19 protein-coding genes are annotated in these 17,528 nt (G+C 54.6%); 7 read left to right on the forward strand and 12 right to left on the reverse strand.

The features are described 5' to 3' along the window. Positions 1 to 184: 184 nt before the first annotated feature. A complete protein-coding gene (gene fkpA / locus ACX1CU_RS22305) occupies positions 185 to 1,075 on the reverse strand; it encodes an FKBP-type peptidyl-prolyl cis-trans isomerase (protein WP_459400361.1) in 891 nt (296 codons plus the stop codon). A gap of 361 nt (positions 1,076 to 1,436) precedes the next feature. On the opposite strand from fkpA, the gene ACX1CU_RS22310 reads away from it, so the two are divergent. Then, a complete protein-coding gene (locus tag ACX1CU_RS22310) occupies positions 1,437 to 1,664 on the forward strand; it encodes a protein SlyX (RefSeq protein WP_459400362.1) in 228 nt (75 codons plus the stop codon). A gap of 45 nt (positions 1,665 to 1,709) precedes the next feature. Here ACX1CU_RS22310 and slyD read toward each other — a convergent pair whose 3' ends face one another. The 4 genes from slyD to kefG all read right to left on the reverse strand — a co-directional run bounded on the left by slyD (position 1,710) and on the right by kefG (position 4,972). After that, a complete protein-coding gene (gene slyD, locus ACX1CU_RS22315; protein ID WP_459400363.1) occupies positions 1,710 to 2,294 on the reverse strand; it encodes a peptidylprolyl isomerase in 585 nt (194 codons plus the stop codon). Positions 2,295 to 2,388: 94 nt separating this feature from the next. Beyond that, positions 2,389 to 2,592 carry a YheV family putative zinc ribbon protein gene (locus tag ACX1CU_RS22320; RefSeq protein WP_459402885.1) on the reverse strand — a complete coding sequence of 68 codons (204 nt, stop codon included), beginning with the start codon at positions 2,590 to 2,592 and terminating at the stop codon, positions 2,389 to 2,391. Positions 2,593 to 2,606: 14 nt separating this feature from the next. Further along, positions 2,607 to 4,418, reverse strand: coding sequence for a glutathione-regulated potassium-efflux system protein KefB (gene kefB / locus ACX1CU_RS22325; RefSeq protein ID WP_459400364.1), 1,812 nt, complete (start codon positions 4,416 to 4,418; stop codon positions 2,607 to 2,609). Next, positions 4,418 to 4,972: a glutathione-regulated potassium-efflux system ancillary protein KefG gene (kefG, locus tag ACX1CU_RS22330; RefSeq protein ID WP_459402886.1), complete on the reverse strand. Its 555-nt coding sequence runs from the start codon at positions 4,970 to 4,972 to the stop codon at positions 4,418 to 4,420. The genes kefB and kefG overlap by 1 nt, the downstream gene beginning before the upstream one ends. A gap of 142 nt (positions 4,973 to 5,114) precedes the next feature. On the opposite strand from kefG, the gene ACX1CU_RS22335 reads away from it, so the two are divergent. After that, entirely contained in the window at positions 5,115 to 7,034 is a 1,920-nt protein-coding gene (locus ACX1CU_RS22335) for an ABC transporter ATP-binding protein (RefSeq protein ID WP_459400365.1), read from the forward strand. Between the two features lie 303 nt (positions 7,035 to 7,337). Then, positions 7,338 to 8,066 carry an ankyrin repeat domain-containing protein gene (locus tag ACX1CU_RS22340; RefSeq protein WP_459400366.1) on the forward strand — a complete coding sequence of 243 codons (729 nt, stop codon included), beginning with the start codon at positions 7,338 to 7,340 and terminating at the stop codon, positions 8,064 to 8,066. Positions 8,067 to 8,283: 217 nt separating this feature from the next. On the opposite strand, the gene tauD is transcribed toward ACX1CU_RS22340, so the two are convergent. The 6 genes from tauD to ACX1CU_RS22370 form a co-directional block, all read right to left on the reverse strand. Continuing rightward, positions 8,284 to 9,132, reverse strand: coding sequence for a taurine dioxygenase (gene tauD, locus ACX1CU_RS22345; RefSeq protein WP_459400367.1), 849 nt, complete (start codon positions 9,130 to 9,132; stop codon positions 8,284 to 8,286). Next, on the reverse strand, positions 9,129 to 9,965 hold the full coding sequence (gene tauC, locus ACX1CU_RS22350; RefSeq protein WP_459400368.1) for a taurine ABC transporter permease TauC: 837 nt from the start codon (positions 9,963 to 9,965) through the stop codon (positions 9,129 to 9,131). The genes tauD and tauC overlap by 4 nt, the downstream gene beginning before the upstream one ends. Further along, a complete protein-coding gene (tauB, locus tag ACX1CU_RS22355; RefSeq protein WP_459400369.1) occupies positions 9,962 to 10,729 on the reverse strand; it encodes a taurine ABC transporter ATP-binding subunit in 768 nt (255 codons plus the stop codon). The genes tauC and tauB overlap by 4 nt, the downstream gene beginning before the upstream one ends. A 9-nt stretch (positions 10,730 to 10,738) precedes the next feature. After that, positions 10,739 to 11,734 carry a taurine ABC transporter substrate-binding protein gene (gene tauA / locus ACX1CU_RS22360; RefSeq protein ID WP_459400370.1) on the reverse strand — a complete coding sequence of 332 codons (996 nt, stop codon included), beginning with the start codon at positions 11,732 to 11,734 and terminating at the stop codon, positions 10,739 to 10,741. Between the two features lie 114 nt (positions 11,735 to 11,848). Continuing rightward, positions 11,849 to 12,631 (reverse strand): PhzF family phenazine biosynthesis protein, encoded by a 783-nt coding sequence (locus ACX1CU_RS22365; protein ID WP_459400371.1) that lies wholly within the window; start codon positions 12,629 to 12,631, stop codon positions 11,849 to 11,851. An 11-nt stretch (positions 12,632 to 12,642) separates the two neighbouring features. After that, a complete protein-coding gene (locus tag ACX1CU_RS22370; protein WP_459400372.1) occupies positions 12,643 to 13,245 on the reverse strand; it encodes a LysE family translocator in 603 nt (200 codons plus the stop codon). A gap of 117 nt (positions 13,246 to 13,362) precedes the next feature. Between ACX1CU_RS22370 and ACX1CU_RS22375 the strand changes: the two genes are divergently transcribed. Together ACX1CU_RS22375 and ACX1CU_RS22380 are read left to right on the forward strand one after the other, a co-directional pair. Continuing rightward, on the forward strand, positions 13,363 to 14,343 hold the full coding sequence (locus ACX1CU_RS22375) for a hydrolase (RefSeq protein ID WP_459400373.1): 981 nt from the start codon (positions 13,363 to 13,365) through the stop codon (positions 14,341 to 14,343). Next, the gene (locus tag ACX1CU_RS22380) at positions 14,340 to 14,573 is read left to right on the forward strand and encodes a YheU family protein (RefSeq protein WP_459402887.1); all 234 of its coding nucleotides are present in this window, start codon (positions 14,340 to 14,342) and stop codon (positions 14,571 to 14,573) included. The genes ACX1CU_RS22375 and ACX1CU_RS22380 overlap by 4 nt, the downstream gene beginning before the upstream one ends. A 95-nt stretch (positions 14,574 to 14,668) precedes the next feature. On the opposite strand, the gene ACX1CU_RS22385 is transcribed toward ACX1CU_RS22380, so the two are convergent. Continuing rightward, the gene (locus ACX1CU_RS22385; RefSeq protein ID WP_459400374.1) at positions 14,669 to 15,079 is read right to left on the reverse strand and encodes a helix-turn-helix domain-containing protein; all 411 of its coding nucleotides are present in this window, start codon (positions 15,077 to 15,079) and stop codon (positions 14,669 to 14,671) included. A 71-nt stretch (positions 15,080 to 15,150) separates the two neighbouring features. On the opposite strand from ACX1CU_RS22385, the gene ACX1CU_RS22390 reads away from it, so the two are divergent. Both ACX1CU_RS22390 and ACX1CU_RS22395 read left to right on the forward strand, forming a co-directional pair. Continuing rightward, the gene (locus ACX1CU_RS22390; RefSeq protein ID WP_459400375.1) at positions 15,151 to 16,353 is read left to right on the forward strand and encodes an MFS transporter; all 1,203 of its coding nucleotides are present in this window, start codon (positions 15,151 to 15,153) and stop codon (positions 16,351 to 16,353) included. Between the two features lie 136 nt (positions 16,354 to 16,489). Continuing rightward, the gene (locus tag ACX1CU_RS22395; RefSeq protein WP_459400376.1) at positions 16,490 to 17,359 is read left to right on the forward strand and encodes a phosphoribulokinase; all 870 of its coding nucleotides are present in this window, start codon (positions 16,490 to 16,492) and stop codon (positions 17,357 to 17,359) included. Positions 17,360 to 17,528: the final 169 nt, after the last annotated feature.

The following is a 17,528-nucleotide window of genomic DNA, read 5'->3' on the forward strand; positions in this document are numbered from 1 at the left end:
AGCAAAACTGCCAGATCAAAATCCTTGCATTTGCGCGTGATAGTGACGTTAAGCCCGATGCCAGGCAGGCGTCAAGCGATCAGTAAGGGGAGAAATAAAAGTTGCAGGGGATTTTGCATTATTCGGTGAGGCTGAAATGACAACCGCCGCGAAGGGCATTCGCGGCGGTTGGGGAAAAATACGCTTATTTTGCTTTAGCGTCTGCTGCTGGCTCTTCAGCCCCTTTCTCTGCTGCTTTTTCTTCTACGGCTTTTTCTTCCACGGCTTTCTCGTCGGCTTTAGCCGCTGGTTTCACATCCAGCAACTCAACGTCGAAGACCAGAGTGGAGTTAGCAGGGATGCCCGGAACGCCCGTTTTACCGTAGGCCAGCGCTGGTGGGATAACCAACTTGATTTTGCCGCCTTTCTTGATCTGCTTAAGACCTTCGGTCCAGCCAGGGATCACCCCATCCAGACGGAACGACAGCGGCTCACCACGGGTGTAAGAGTTGTCAAACTCAGTACCGTCGGTCAGAGTCCCTTTGTAGTTCACTACCACGGTATCGCTGTCTTTCGGTGCTTCACCAGTACCTTCTTTCTCTACCAGGTACAGCAAGCCAGACTCAGTTTTTTTCACGCCTTTCTCTTTGGCGAAGGCTTCACTGTATTTAGCGCCTTTTGCTTCATTTTCTTTCGCGTCCTGCTCCATCTTCGCCTGAGCAGAAGCCTTCACGCGCGCTTCAAAACTCTGCAGGGTTTTCTCGATATCTGCATCGTTCAGTTTGCTCTTGTTGGCAAATGCATCCTGAACACCGGAGATCAACTGGTCTTTATCCAGTGCGATACCCAGTTTTTCCTGTTCTTTCAGCGAGTTTTCCATGTAACGGCCCAGTGAGGCACCCAACGCATAAGCAGCCTGCTCATCGTCATTTTTGAACTTGCCAGTGCTTGGTGCTTCTGCTGGTTTAGCGGCTTCAGCAGCGGGTGCAGCCGCAGCGTCAGCGGGTTTAGCGGCATCAGCAGCCATTACCTGAGTGGTACCCAGAGCGAAAGCCATGGTAGTTGCCAGAAGCGTGACTTTAAACAAAGATTTCATCCATTTCTCCAGTGTTTGAAGCAGTGCCTCAAACGATCATTAAGTAAGTAACCGGGCTACTATAGCTGCCTGAAACAAAACAAAACAGTCACACAGCTAACCAATCGAGTCAAAGTGTGACCCTAGATTTGCCTATAAGTTTCCAGCCTCTGCCTAGCTGGCTGATAATTCAGAATTTTCGTCTATGGCAGACGCGCTGGATTATCCACCCTACGGCTTGAAGCGCTCTTTATTCTCAGCACATCCCAGAGATGCGACGGGAGCGACAAACACCACGTTCACAAATAGCGCAGCGCAAAGCTGGCAGCTACTGTTAACATAGCGCCAGTATCCCAGATTGAACAGTGCCAGAGGTAATATCATGCACAATGCCGACAACGAAAGTCTGTTAAAACGGCTGGAAGAGTTGGAAAGCCGTCAGGCTTTTCAGGAAGTCACGATTGAAGAACTTAACCAAACCGTCGTTCAGCATCAGCTTGAAATGCTGAAGCTGCAAGAGCATCTGCGTTTACTCACCGATAAGCTGCGCGCGACACAGCCTTCAATGATCGCCTCGCAGTCAGAAGAAACGCCGCCGCCACATTACTAAAAAAGGCCGCCGAAGCGACCTTTCTTTACAGTGACGATGCCGGGATTAATGGCAGCCGCAGCCACCGTTACCACCACAACCGCCTTTCTTACCATGGTCATGGCCTTCATGGTCATGATCGTGGCCACCGCAGCAACCGTCACCGTGTTCGTGGTGATGGTCATGTTCGCCGTGCACGTGCCCATGAGCCAGCTCTTCTTCAGTGGCTTCGCGGATCGCAACCACTTCTACATGGAAGTTCAGGTTCTGGCCGGCCAGCATATGGTTGCCATCAACCACCACGTGATCGCCATCCACTTCGGTGATCTCAACCGGGACCGGGCCCTGATCGGTATCAGCCAAGAAGCGCATACCTACCTGCAGTTCGTCAACGCCCATAAAGACGTCTTTCGGCACGCGCTGCACCAGGTTTTCGTCATAGTCGCCGTAAGCTTCGTTAGCGCCGACATGTACATCAAAACTATCGCCCGCATCGTGGCCTTCGAGTGCTTTTTCCAGACCTGCAATCAGAGAACCATGCCCGTGCAGATAGTCCAGCGGTGCACTCACCGGAGACTCATCAACCAAAACACCGTCTTCTGTACGTACTTGGTAAGCCAGGCTGACCACCAAGTCTTTTGCTACTTTCATGATATCTCCTACCGTTGGAAACTAAATCGGTGAAGATTGTATAGGAAATCTGCACCGCTGTACCCTTCAGCATAAAAAATCACGGCAGATAACGCTACTCGGGATGGAAAATACCGATCACCTGTTCCTGCGGGCGAACGTGCTTTTCCACCTGCTGTTCGGTCTGGCGCTGATGGTGGCCACATTTGACGCACTCCACCGCTTCAACCTGATCTTCACGCCAGACCGCCAGCGTATCCATTGCGTTACAGCTTGGGCACACCGCCCCAGCGATAAATCTTTTACGTGTTGCAGACATCATTGCGCTCCAAGTTATTCGTGTTCATCCCAACCGTCATACTGCCGTTTTTCTTTCTGCATTTCGCGATGGAACAGCTCTTCCAGTTCACGCCGGGCTTCTTTCACGCGGGAAATCTGTGCCACGTCACCATGATGTGGTGGCATCAGCTCACGCAGCATCCGCATATCCAAACGGCGGAAATGCTGCTGTGCACGATAAGCCTGATGCGGATGCATCCCCAACTCCGTCAACGCTTTGCGCCCCAACTCCAATGCGCTGGAGAAGGTTTCGCGGCTAAATTGCTTCACCCCGGCCTGTAACAGCTCATGCGCTTCCACACGGCCACGGGCGCGCGCCAACAGGGTGAGATGCGGGAAATGTTTCTGGCACAGATGAACAATCGCCATCGTGTCTTCCGGTTCATTACAGGTAATCACGATAGATTTGGCTTTCTCTGCCCCGGCGGCGCGCAGCAGCTCTAGTTCCGTCGCATCACCGTAATAGACCTTATAGCCATAGCGGCGCAGCACACCCACCGCGCTAACATCGCGCTCCAGCACGGTGATGCGCATCTTGTTGGCCATCAGCAAACGGCCGATCACCTGACCAAAACGCCCGAAACCGACGATGATCACCTGCGGATTGTCATCTGCAACGTACGGTGCTTCTTCACCCTCATCTTTTCTGGCGTTGTAGCGGCGCACCAGAATGTGGTCAATAACCTGCATCAACATCGGCGTGGTCATCATTGATATCGTCACCACCACCATCAACAGCGCAAGTTGCTCGCTATCTAACACATGCAGGGCCGAGGCGGCAGAAAACAGCACGAAGGCAAATTCCCCCCCTTGGCTCAACACCCCAGCAAACTGCAGGCGAACCGAACTGCGTAAACCGAAAATACGCGCCAATCCATACAACACGCCTGATTTCACCATAACCAAAATCAGCACGCCCAACAGCACTTCCGCCAGGTGGGTATACAGCACGCCAATATTAAGAACCATCCCCACCGAGATAAAGAACAGCCCAAGCAGCAACCCCTTGAATGGCTCAATAGCGATTTCCAGTTCGTGGCGATACTCGCTTTCGGCCAGCAATACACCGGCGATAAAGGTCCCGAGCGCCATGGAAAGGCCGAGCGTTTCCATAAACAGCGCCGCCCCCAGCACCACCAGCAGCGCTGCGGCAGTGAAGATTTCACGCACGCCAGAAGAGGCGATATAGCGGAACAACGGGCGCAGCAGAAAACGGCCACCAATCAGCATGCCGCCAAACGCCGCCACCTTAAGAGCGATTTCCGCCCAGTCATCGCTGGTGCCACCGCCACCGGCCAGAATCGGGATCAGGGCCAACGCGGGGATCACCGCCATATCCTGAAACAGCAGCACCGAGAACCCCAACTGCCCCCCTTCGTTGCGATTCATGCCTTTTTCACGCATCAGTTGCAGTGCCATCGCGGTGGAGGACATCGCCAGACCAATACCGCCAATCACCGCCGCCTGCCAAGCGAAGTGGCTGAAATACAGCAGCGCGCCCAATATCGCTGCGGTGAGCAACACCTGCCCGGCACCCACCCCGAAGATCGAACGGCGCAGTTCCCACAGCTTGGCCGGGTTCAACTCCAGCCCGATGATAAACATCAGAAATACGACGCCAAGCTCAGAGAAGTGCAGGATCTCATCCACATCGCGGATAAAACCTAATCCCCACGGGCCAATCGCGATACCGGCGATCAGATAGCCCAATACCGCACCGATCCTCAGACGGCGGGCGATGGGCACGGTCACTACGGCAGCGAACAAAAACAGCAGTATCGCTGTCAATAAGGACGACCCCTCCATCACACTCTCCCTGTATGCGGTAACGGGTTACGCAGCCAATCACCGTAAGCGTTGGCATGACTTTTCAATACTTCGGGTTTTTGCCGACGTGCCCAATAGACAACCATCGGTGTCAACCAGTGCATATGGCACATGGCGGCAGTCAGCTCAAACGGGCGCAGGATATCTTCGATCGAATAACGGTTATAACCTTCGGTACGATAAGCGCCTTCCGGTTCGCCGGTGGTGACCACTGAACGCCAGTATTTGCCTGCCAGCGCATTACCGCCTACGCCGCTGGCAAAACCACGCGCCAGTACGCGATCCAGCCACTCTTTCAGCAAGGCCGGGCAGCTATAAGTGTAGATAGGATGTTGAAAAACAATAACCTGATGTTCGCGCAGCAGTTGTTGTTCATGGTGGATATCAATAAAAAAATCGGGATAGTGCGCGTAGAGATCGTGCACGGTGACATGTTCCAACTGCTGTGCCGGTTGTAACAAAACCCGGTTTGCTACCGAGTCCTGGGATTCCGGATGGGCATACAGCAGCAAAACCTTAGGCGGCTGCGACATCATTCCCCTCCAAAGCGTCGTCAGGGTAGCGGATTTCCGTTACCATGCAGCGCAAAGACCAAAAAGGCTAATAATAGGACAGCAAGCGTCCTATTAACTTACAATCATCCCAATTTAACATACTCTGAACATACGGCGCTTTATGATTGTTTTCTCCTCGCTACAAATCCGACGCGGCACTCGCGTCCTGTTGGACAACGCCACGGCGACGGTTAATCCCGGTCAGAAAGTCGGCTTGGTGGGTAAAAACGGCTGTGGAAAATCCACGCTGCTGGCCATGCTGAAAGGCGAGCTCGCCGCAGACGGCGGCAGCTACACCTTCCCTGGCAACTGGGCGCTGGCCTGGGTGAATCAGGAAACGCCAGCGCTGGATGTCCCCGCTCTTGAGTATGTGATCGATGGTGACCGGGAGTTTCGTCAGCTCGAAGCCGAATTACAGTTGGCAAACGATGTCAATGACGGCCATGCCATTGCCACGCTGCACGGCAAACTCGATGCCATCGATGCCTGGACCATCCGTTCCCGTGCCGCCAGCCTGCTGCACGGTTTGGGTTTCTCCAACGAACAGCTGCAAAGCCCGGTACGCGCCTTTTCGGGCGGCTGGCGCATGCGTCTTAACCTGGCACAAGCGCTGGTTTGCCGCTCCGATCTGCTGCTGCTCGACGAGCCGACCAACCACCTGGATTTGGACGCAGTGATCTGGCTGGAACGCTGGCTGAAAAGCTATTCAGGCACCTTGGTGCTGATTTCGCACGACCGCGACTTCCTCGATCCGATCGTCGATAAAATTCTGCATATCGAAAATCAGACCATCAACGAATACACCGGTAACTACTCGTCGTTCGAGCGCCAGCGCGTCACCAAGCTGGCGCAACAGCAGTCGCTTTATCAGAGCCAGCAGGAAAAAGTGGCGCATCTGCAAAGCTACATTGATCGCTTCCGCGCCCAGGCCACCAAAGCCAAACAGGCGCAGAGCCGTATCAAAATGCTGGAACGCATGGAGCTGATTGCCCCGGCGCACGTCGATAACCCGTTCAGCTTCAGCTTCCGCCAGCCCGAAAGCCTGCCGAACCCGTTGCTGCGAATGGAAAAAATCAGCGCAGGTTATGGCGACAAAGTGATCCTGCAATCGATCAAACTCAATCTGGTGCCCGGCTCACGCATCGGCCTGCTGGGGCGTAACGGCGCGGGTAAGTCGACGCTGATCAAGCTGCTGGCTGGCACGCTCGAACCGCTGAGCGGCGAGATTGGCTTGGCAAAAGGCATCAAGCTCGGGTATTTCGCCCAGCATCAGCTGGAATTCCTGCGCGCCGATGAATCACCGCTGCAACACCTGAGCCGCATTGCGCCACGCGTACTGGAACAGCAGTTGCGTGATTACCTCGGCGGCTTCGGCTTCCAGGGCGACAAAGTCACCGAAGTGACCGAGCGTTTTTCCGGTGGCGAAAAGGCACGGCTGGTACTGGCGTTGATCGTCTGGCAGCGCCCTAACCTGCTGCTGCTCGATGAACCGACCAACCACCTGGATCTGGATATGCGCCAGGCGTTGACCGAAGCGCTAATCGATTTCGAAGGCGCATTGGTGGTGGTTTCGCACGATCGCCACCTGCTGCGCTCCACCACGGACGATCTGTATCTGGTACACGACGGTCAGGTGGAGCAATTCGCCGGGGATCTGGACGATTACCAACAGTGGCTGAGCGATCTGCAAAAGCAGCAGGCCCAGCAGGATGCCGCGCCCAAACAGGATAACGGCAACAGCGCGCAGGCCCGTAAAGACCAAAAGCGCCGTGAAGCCGAATTCCGCACGCAAACCCAGCCGCTGCGCAAGCAGATCGCCAAGCTGGAACAGCAAATGGAAAAATTGGCGGCCGAATTGGCGGCGGTGGAAGAACAACTGGCAGACTCAGCGCTGTATGACATCAGTCGTAAAGCCGATTTGACCGCATGCCTGCAAAAGCAGAGCCAGGCTAAATCCGCGTTGGAAGAGACCGAAATGACCTGGCTGGACGCGCAAGAACAGCTGGAGAATCTGACTCAGATATTTGAATCAGAGAGCTAGTCATCCCTTTACATCAGTCATTGGGGTTCACCTTGCAGAGCAGGGTGAACCCATGATTGAAGTTGAGCCAACCCAATACCCCCGCAGATACGCTTAAATTCCCTCATAAAACCCCATACCAAAACCTGCCGTGTACTCCCATCGTACTTCAGGTGGTATATGAGTTGGGTATTCCGCAAATTTGACGTTTTACTGTATGTTTTTAATACTCAATTTTTTTGAATATCATGCTCAATATAACTACTGGTGTTATCAGTAAAAATAGTCTAAAAACACTTTTTCATTCACCTCAGGGTAAATAACATGATGAAATTAACAAAAATAATATTTCTTGCCGGCATTGTCGCCGCGAGTTCTTTTAATTTATACGCCCAAGAAAATAAAGGAAATGTGGATTTATCAAAATTCAGATTTAGCTACGCAGAAATGCAGCAAATTGCCAACCCTAAGTTGCTATCGCACCGTATTTTCTATGAAAAACCCTCTGTAGGCCCTGACGCCGCCTGGTTTGATGCGGTTAAACAAGGCAATTTAGCCACGGTTAAAAAAATGGTCGAAGCGGGGCAAAATCTTGAGGCAAAAGATGAAGCTTCCTTAGGGCAAACCGCGTTAGGCTGGGCTGCGTTCATTGGTTATTTTGATATCGTTCAATATCTGACAGAACAAGGTGCTGATATTCGCGCTACCGATAGAGCCGATGTTTACAATACGGTTAAATCTGCCGTTATGGGTAACAATGTGGAGGTGGTTAAATATCTGCATGAGCGTTTAAAGAACGAAGTAGACTGGAATGCCAAAGAAAAAGATGGTGAAACGCTATTTATGGTTGCAGCGGTGGATGGCAGACTCGACACCGTCAAATACATTCTGCAATTTAACCCAGATTTAAATGTCGTCGCGATAAACGAGAATCCTAAAATTAACGCCAGCCCTCTCAGCGGTGCCTGCGAACACGGCTTTACCGATGTGGCAAACCTGCTGATAGAAAAAGGGGCGATTAACCATAAAACCGGTAAATCAAGCTGCAATTAATGTCTTCATACGTTGATCCACAAAGTAACAACAGGCGCGCTTTGTGTGCGCTTCAGACTGCTGACAAAGCTGGTTATTAGGGGGAGCGTGCCGAAAGGGTCGTAACGGCGTAAGCCGTCGGAGTGCCCCTCGGTGCGCTAAACCCGGGTATCTCGGGCTAGAAGGCGACTTGGTCATCAACCTCAGGCGGGCATTGTGCCCGCCTGTACCGTTATCCTCATGCCCGATAAAACGGCTTATCCCCCAGAATGGTCGCACGGTGCATAATGCGCCGCTGCGGCAGATAATCCGCGTTGGCGTAATGCTGCGTCACGCGGTTATCCCAAATCGCAATGTCATTGGCCTGCCAGCGCCAACGCACCTGGAATTCTGGCTTGGTGATATGCGCAAACAGGAAATTCAATAACGCATCACTCTCTTTCGCGGCCAAACCGACAATGCGCGTGGTGAACCCTTCATTGACGAACAGCGCCTGCTTACCCGTGACCGGATGGGTGCGGATCACCGGGTGCAGCAGCGGTGGGTTATTCTGCACCGCTAGTTGCCAGCGTTGATGCTCTTCTTCACTGCCACGATGCTTGTATTCCGGGAATGACTTGGTGAAGTCATGTTCCGCCTGCAATCCGGCCAGCAACTGTTTAACAGGCTCGGACAGCGCCTCATAAGCGGCAATACCGCTGGCCCACAGGGTATCACCACCGGTGGTCGGTAATTGTTTAGCGGCTAAAATCGCTCCCAACGGCGGGTTGGCAATAAAGGTCACATCGGTATGCCAGTTATCGTTATCAGGGGGATTATCGTCATGAGTATCCAGTACGATAATCTCCTTTACATCAGCAGCATGCGGATAGACCGGATGAATATGCAGATCGCCAAAACGAGCAGCCAGTTCACGCTGTTGTAACGGCGTAATCGGCTGATTACGCAAGAACAATACCTGATGCTTCAGCAGCGCATGATAAAGCTGCTCAAACTGGCCGTCGCCCAATGGCCGCGCCAAGTTAACGTTTTCTACCAACGCACCGATATACGGCCCTAACGGGCTAATCGCCAGACGTTCGTTCATTGTTGTACTCCATGCCACGGAGTTAAGCGGCGCTGTAATGCGCGTAGCCCTAACTCCAGACCAAATGCGATTATCGCAATCACGCTGATACCGGCTACCACCACGTCGGTCGCCAGAAACTCACCGGCGGATTGCACCATAAACCCGAGGCCGCGTGTGGCGGCAATCAGCTCGGCGGCCACCAAGGTCGACCAGCCAACACCCAACCCAATGCGAATACCGGTGAGAATTTCTGGCAGCGCACTCGGCAGCACCACAAAGCGCAGCACCTGCCAATGGCTGGCACCCAATGCCTGAGCGGCACGAATGCGTACCTGTTCCACGCTGCGCACCCCTGCCACGGCGGAAAGCGCCACCGGGGCAAAAATGGCCAAGTAGATCAGCAGGATTTTTGAGGTCTCACCGATGCCAAACCAGATCACCATCAATGGCAAATAAGCCAGCGGCGGTACCGGGCGATAAATCTCAATCAGCGGATCGAGGATAGCGCGCACCTTCTCGTTCAGCCCCATCGCGATACCGACCGGAATACCGATGATCACCGCCGCCAGCAGCGCCACCAGAATGCGCCCCAGGCTGGCCGCCAAATGCTGCCATAAGGTGGCATCCATAAAGCCCTGCGGGCTGGCGATGGTAATCATCTGATGCAATACCTGCTGCGGTGCAGGCAGGAATAGCGGGCTGATAAGCTGCAAAGCGGTCACTGCCCACCACAGCAGCAAGATCCCCAGCAATGTAGCGGCACTTAGCCAGAGATTACTTGGCCAGTTAAGCTGAAATCGCCGCACAATTAACGGTTTTCCCGTGATTTTCAGGGTTGAATGCAGGCTCATAGCAATGCCTCACGTTGCTGGAAGACTTTGCCCAGCACATATTCACGTTGGGCGATAAATTCAGGGTCAGATTTAATCGCGCGGCACGCTTCACCGGCGGCATAGCGCTGCCCGAAGTTCAGCGTCAACCGTTCCATCACCTGCCCTGGCCCCGGTGAAAGCAGCAAGAGTTCGCTGGCAAGAAACACCGCCTCTTCAATATCATGGGTAATCAGCAACACCTGTTTGCCGGTATCACGCCAGATGGTCAGCAGCAGTTCCTGCATCTGTTCGCGAGTGAAGGCATCCAGCGCGCCGAAGGGTTCATCCAGCAACAGCAGGCGCGGATCGGCCGCCAGCGCACGCGCAATGCCCACGCGCTGGCGCATCCCACCGGAGAGCTGCCAGATAAAATGTTGCCCGTAACCCGCCAGCCCAACGCGTTGCAGCATCTGCTGCGCAACCTGATGGCGCTCCGCTTTGCCCACCCCGGCCAGTTGCAAGCCGAATGCCACGTTATCTACCACGTTGCACCACGGCAGTAACCCCTCGTGCTGAAACACCACGCCGCGCTCGGCCCCGGGCCCCTGTACCGCAACGCCATCCAGCGTAATACTGCCCGCTGAAGGTGCGATAAACCCGGCCAAAAGATTCAACAACGTGGTTTTACCGCAGCCCGAAGGGCCAAGAACCACCACCAGTTGCCCGGTAGCAATCTGAAACGAGACATCATGCAGCGCTGGCCGCCCTTGGTACTCGGCTGAAAGGTGGCTGACGTTTAGCATCTTGGCCCCTTACGACTGCGGCGCAGCCTGTACCTGTTTAACGAAGCGATCGGTCACATAGGCGCTGTAATCGCTGTCGACCTGCGGGATTTTGCCCTGCTGTTTCAGGAATTCGGCGGTATCACGAATGGCTTTATCCACCGGCTGCCCAAGCTGAGTAATTTGATCGGCAACCGGCAGATAGCGGTTACCTTTTACCAGGATCGGCACCTGCTCTTCCGGCACTCCGCTCAAGCGAGCCAGCGTACTGAGGTGATGTTTATCCTTCAGCCACTGTTCCGGTTGCGCCAGATAGGCTTTTTGCGCCTTGAGCGCGCTGGCGGCAAAGGCGGTGACGACCTCTGGGTGTTGTTCGGCGAAATCTTTACGCACGACCCACACATCCAGCGTCGGCGCGCCCCATTCACCCACCTGTTCAGAGTCGGTCAGCACTTTGCCCTGCTTGGCGAGTTCATTCACCACCGGTGCCCAAACGTAAGCGCCATCGATATCACCGCGCTGCCAGGCGGCAGCAATCGCCGGGGGTTGCAGGTTGAGGATCTGCACCTGTTCCGGTTTGATGCCCCAATGTTTCAGGGAAGCCAGCAGGCTGTAATGGGTGGTGGAAATGAAGGGTACTGCGATGCGTTTGCCGATCAGATCCTGGGGGGATTTGATGTCCTTCTTCACCACCAAGGCTTCGGAACTGCCGAGTTGCGAGGCGATCAGGAACACTTCAATCGGGAGTTTCTGGCTGGCAGCCACCGCCAATGGGCTGGAGCCGATATTGCCGATCTGCACGTCGCCGGAGGCCAACGCACGTAGCACGCCAGAACCGCTGTCAAACTTGCGCCAATCAACGGTCGCACCAGACTGCTTAGCGAAGCTGTTTTCCGCCTGCGCCACTTTGGCCGGTTCGGCGGAAGTCTGGTATGCCACGGTAACATCCACCGCTTGAGCACTAGCCGCACCAAGCGATAAAACCAGCAGCGCCACGCTGCGTAATGAAAAGAGTTTGCTCACCATATTCCGCTCCGTTGATAAACTGCTGTTCAGTGGCTGACAGTTTTATCTGAGCGGAACTTGGCAATAAAGGAATAAAAAAATATTCTTTATTCCTTATGTGAATATAAATTCAGACTAGAGGTTAATTTCACCCCGCAGGAAAATACGCGCATAACCGCCCAGCAGCGTGCGTTCTCCTTTCAGTTCGCAAAACAGCTCGCCGCCGCGCGATGAAATCTGTTTGGCGTGCAGCACATGGCGGCCAAGGCGCGCCGTCCAGTAAGGCATCAACGTGCAATGGGCGGAGCCGGTGACCGGGTCTTCGCTGCGATCCAGCGAGAAATAGCGCGAGACAAAATCCACCTCATCGCCCGGCGCAGTGACAATCACACCACGGCCGAGTAGATCGATCAGCGCCGCAATATCTGGCTGCAATGCCCGCACCTGTGCTTCATTCTCCAGCACCACCATCACTGCCGTGGCCTGCCAGACTTCCAGCGGTTGAGCGCCCAGCAACGCCGCCAGTTGCGCAGGTTCGGCCACTTTCTGCGGCGGCCGGGATGGGAAATCCAGAATCAAACGTTCGCGATCCTCGGCATCCCGTGTGACATGCAGTTCGCCGCTGGCGGAGCGAAAGCGAATATCACGCAATGCCGGGTTTACCACGCTTAGCAGCACGTGTGCCGTTGCCAGCGTGGCATGCCCGCACAGATCCACTTCCCGCGTAGGGGTGAACCAGCGGATTGCATGCATATCGCCATCTTCCCAAACAAAACTGGTTTCTGGCAGGGACAGCTCATTAGCGATCGCCTGCATCTGTGCGGTTTCTAGCGGATGTTTCAGCAGGCAGACGCCTGCCGGGTTGCCGCGCAGGCCTGTGCCGATAAACGCATCAACATGGAAATAATTTTCGCTCATCCGTCTTTCCTCTAGTGCCAGATCAGTAACACACAGGCTGCGGTTAACAACCCCATGGAAACGTTAAAAATAATCCAGGCCTTCTTACTGCGCAGCAGGCGGCCAATCACCGTACCGAAACCCAACCAAATCACCCCAGCCACTATATTCACCACAAACAGGCCAAAAGCGATCGCCAGGATGGAATGATTGTATTTTTCCCCTTCCAGGCTAAAGCTCGCTACCGCCCCCAAGCCCATCAGCCAAGCTTTCGGGTTGAGGAACTGCAACAGCCAGCCTTGATACAAACGAATCGGCTTGGGCGGAGCCACATCGGTTTCCAGTTTCTCATAGGCGGCGGTGGCGACTTTCCACGCCAGCCACAGCAGATACAGGCTGCCGAGGATTTTCAGGATCAGGTGCAACGAAGGATAAATCAGGATCAGGCCACCCACGCCAAACGCCACCAGCAGCATGATACTTTGCATGCCGAGCATAATGCCGATCATCAACCACAACGAGCGCATAAAGCCAAAATTGGCCCCGGAAGTGGTGAGCAGCATGTTGTTTGGGCCAGGTGTAATTGCGGCAACCCACAGAAAGCCTAACATCGAAAGAAATAAACTCAGTTCCATGAAGCGGGTGCTCCTCACCCAAATGATTTTTTGCAGTATTATTGTTAATACATGACATTGAAGCTAACAGTGCGGTATTGATCACACAATAGCCGCCCACAAGATTTTTATTCAACTATGCATGAATCCTTTCGCCCTTTGACCGGGGCCAGTAATCCACACCTGCAAACCCTGCTGCCACGGCTGGTTCGTCGCCATGTGTTGCTAAAGCCCCACTGGCAACGGCTGGAGTTGCCCGATGGTGATTTTGTCGATCTCGCCTGGAGTGAAGATCCGCAGCTAGCCCGCGACAAACCGCGCGTGGTGCTGTTCCACGGATTGGAGGGGAATTTCTACAGCCCTTACGCACACGGCCTGCTCAACGCCTGGCGCGAGAAAGGCTGGCTGGGCGTGGTGATGCATTTTCGTGGTTGCAGCGGCGTGCCCAACCGCAAGCACCGCATCTATCATTCCGGCGAAACCGAAGATGCCCGTTTCTTTCTGCGCTGGCTGCGTAGCAGCTTTGGCGAAGTGCCCACGGCGGCGGTGGGCATTTCACTGGGCGGTAATATGCTGGCGTACTATCTGGCACAGCAAGGCAATGACAGCCTGCTGCAGGCAGCGGTAGTGGTATCGGCCCCGCTGATGCTGGAGCCTTGTTCCCTGCGCATGGAACAAGGTTTTTCGCGCGTTTATCAACACTACCTGCTGGGCCAGTTAAAGCAGAACGCCATGCGCAAGCTGCTGTATTACCCCGGCACCTTGCCGCTGAATCTGCCGCAGTTGAACAACCTGCGCCGCATCCGTGAATTTGACGAGGTGATTACCTCGCGCTTACACGGCTTCGACGGCGCGATCGATTATTATCGCCGCTGTAGCGCCCTGCCCCTGCTGCCACAGATCACTACCCCCTTGCTGATCATCCACGCCAAGGACGATCCGTTCATGACCGACGAGGTGATCCCCGATCTCACCCAGCTACCCGCCAATATCGAATATCAACTGACTGAGTGTGGCGGCCACGTCGGCTTTGTCGGCGGCACTTTGAAAAAACCGCAAATGTGGTTGGAATACCGTATTCCAGCTTGGCTTTCCCCTTTTCTGGAATCAACAACGTGATTATCCCTTGGCAAGAACTTGAACCAGCCACCCTGAGCAGCCTGATCGAATCCTTCGTGCTGCGCGAAGGCACCGACTACGGTGAGCACGAACGCTCGCTGGAACAGAAGGTGGATGACGTGCGCCGCCAGTTGAAAAGCGGCGAGATCGTGCTGGTGTGGTCGGAGCTGCACGAGACCATCAACATCATGCCACGCGGGCAGATCCGCGCGGGGCAGGAAGAGCTGTAGTCGTCATTCTGCCCACACTGCCCCTCGATATCGGTTACCCCACTCCGCTATCTTGAAGGGCCGCGGGTAGAGCTGATTTTCACGGCGGCGATAACCTATTTTGCTTTGCTCTTTTGGCGACGGATTGCCGTCAAGAGTAAACGTCGGAATTTCGGACATTCAAGATGTGACGGTGCCGGGCAGTCGGCAACATGGCGCAGAGCGTTTTTCAAGACCGTGAGATTATCGATCTGGCGCTCTAGCTCGTCTGCTTTGAGATGCAGGCTGGCGCGCGGGAGTTCCGGCAGGCCATCTTTGCCAAACATTGCCGAAATTTCGACCAGTGAGAATCCTGCGGACTTACCGAGCGCCACCAATGAGAGCCGCAACAGAACATCCGTTTCAAACTGCCGCCGCAACCCATGCCGTCCAACGGATGCGATCAGCCCGATTTCTTCGTAATAGCGCAATGTCGAAGGCGATAGGCCGGATTGTTGCGCCACCTCGCCGATATCCAGAATTTTCATGCTTGACCTCAAGTTGACTTGAATTTGTAAGATGCATCAACACACAAACTCTTGCAATAGGAACACAGAGCATGAAACAAGATCCGGCCCGTCTCAAAACAGCCGTCTGGCGCGACCCAAGGGCCATCGCTCTTTTGATGGCGGCAAGTTTGACCGTGATGGCGAATGCAACGATCAGCCCTGCACTGGCAGGGATTGAGGCCGCCTTTTCAGATACCCTAAACGCGGGCATGCTGACACGCCTTTTGGTGCCGGCCCCCTCCCTGAGCGTGGTGCTATGTGCCCCGCTTGCGGGTATTTTCGCTGACCGTTTTGGGCGGCGCTGGATGCTGCTGGTCGGCGTGATCCTGTTCGTCATCACAGGTAGCGCCGGTCTCTACCTTCCAAGCCTGCCTGCGATTTTTGCCAGCCGCCTGGCGCTGGGTGTCGCCGTGGCGATTATCATGACAGCGGGAACGGCCCTGATCGGCGACTACTTCACCGGCGAGCAACGCAGCGACTTTGTAGGGCTACAGGTATCGGCACGCAATTTTGGCGGTTTTCTGTTTATCTCTCTGGCTGGATACGCGGCAGCCATCTCGCCCAGGCTGCCCTTCGCGATCTACGGCCTGGCGGCCCTTTTCCTGCCGCTGATGTGGGTAGCCATTACCGAGCCAGCCAGACCCACCCCACGCGCCACAATATCAGGGAATCACGGGGCTCCCGCATGGAAACCTCTCGTTTTAGCGTTAGCCTGTTTGCAAATGATGACCAACATGATCTTCTTCGTTATGCCGACGCAGTTGCCCTTTTTCTTCAATGCACAAGGTGACAACAGCGCCGTGATGACCGGCTCGGCGTTGGGCGTATTAACGCTAACGGGTGGCTGTACAGCCTTGCTCTATGCCCGGATGAAACGTGCGATCGGCTTTTTTGGTAATTACGCCTTGGGCTATGCCATGATGGCCCTTGGGTTTACGCTCATCAGCACTGGGGGAAACCCCTGGATCATCTTTGCCGGCACAGCGACAATCGGTGCAGGTTATGCCACGGTTTCGCCGAATTTCGTCGCCATTGCGCTTAGCCTGGTGCCAGAACGGCGCAGGGGCTTCGCTGGGGGAGTCTTGACCACATCAATATTTCTTGGTCAGTTCCTTTCCCCTTTGTTCAGCACCCCGTTGATTTCCGCCTTCGGATATGATGAAACATTTTCCAGCCTCTCGCGGCTTCTTGGTGCGATGGCCATCGTTGCAGGCATCGCCGGGGGCCGCAAATTCCTGCGCCCCTCCATTTGAAATTGGCCTTAATAGCAAACTGGGTATCTGCAACCGCAAGAAATAGGGGTATATTTCGTCGAGGACGAATCGAAGTTTTCTATACTCGTCATGCAGCTTGAAGTATACCTCGCACATTTAATGGAGTTTTCCGCTTATGTCTGCCAAACATCCCGTCATTGCGGTGACCGGCTCCAGCGGTGCCGGTACCACCACCACCAGCCTGGCGTTTCGCAAGATTTTCCAGCAGTTGAATATTCGCGCCGCCCAGTTGGAAGGGGACAGTTTCCACCACTTCACCCGGCCAGAAATGGATGCAGCCATCCGTAAGGCACGCGATCTTGGCCGCCATATCAGCTATTTTGGCCCAGAAGCCAATAACTTCAGCCTGCTGGAACAAAGCTTTATCCAGTACGGCGAAAATGGCACCGGTCGCTCGCGCAAATATCTGCACACCTACGATGAAGCCGTACCCTACGATCAGGTACCAGGCACCTTCACGCCGTGGGAGCCGCTGCCAGCCCCCACCGATGTGTTGTTCTACGAAGGGCTGCACGGCGGCGTGGTTGCCGATAAGGTCGACGTCGCCAAGCATGTTGATCTGCTGGTGGGTGTGGTGCCGATCGTCAACCTGGAGTGGATCCAGAAATTGGTCCGCGATACCGGCGAGCGCGGCCATTCGCGTGAAGCGGTGATGGACTCCGTCGTACGTTCGATGGAAGATTACATCAGCTACATCACACCGCAGTTCTCGCGTACCCATATCAACTTCCAACGGGTACCGACGGTCGATACCTCCAATCCGTTTGCCGCCAAAGCCATCCCCTCGCTGGATGAAAGCTTTGTGGTGATCCACTTCCGCGGCCTGGATCAGATTGATTACCCTTATCTGCTGGCCATGCTGCAAGGCTCGTTTATCTCGCACATCAATACACTGGTGGTGCCCGGCGGCAAAATGGGGCTGGCGATGGAGCTGATCATGGCTCCGTTAGTGCAACGGCTGCTCGAAGGCAAAAAAATCGAATAACTGGCTTGGGCGCGGCCAATCACCGCGCCTAGCCCCCTCTCATTCCAACACCCGCCACTCCCTCACAAACCAAAAAATCATTAATGAACGATTCCTCATCGCCGATATTCCTTCTGTGGGCAAGGTGATTATCAGCTTGCCTGAAATAGCGTTTTTTAAGCGATTAAGG

The organism is Serratia sp. D1N4, from assembly GCF_054552755.1.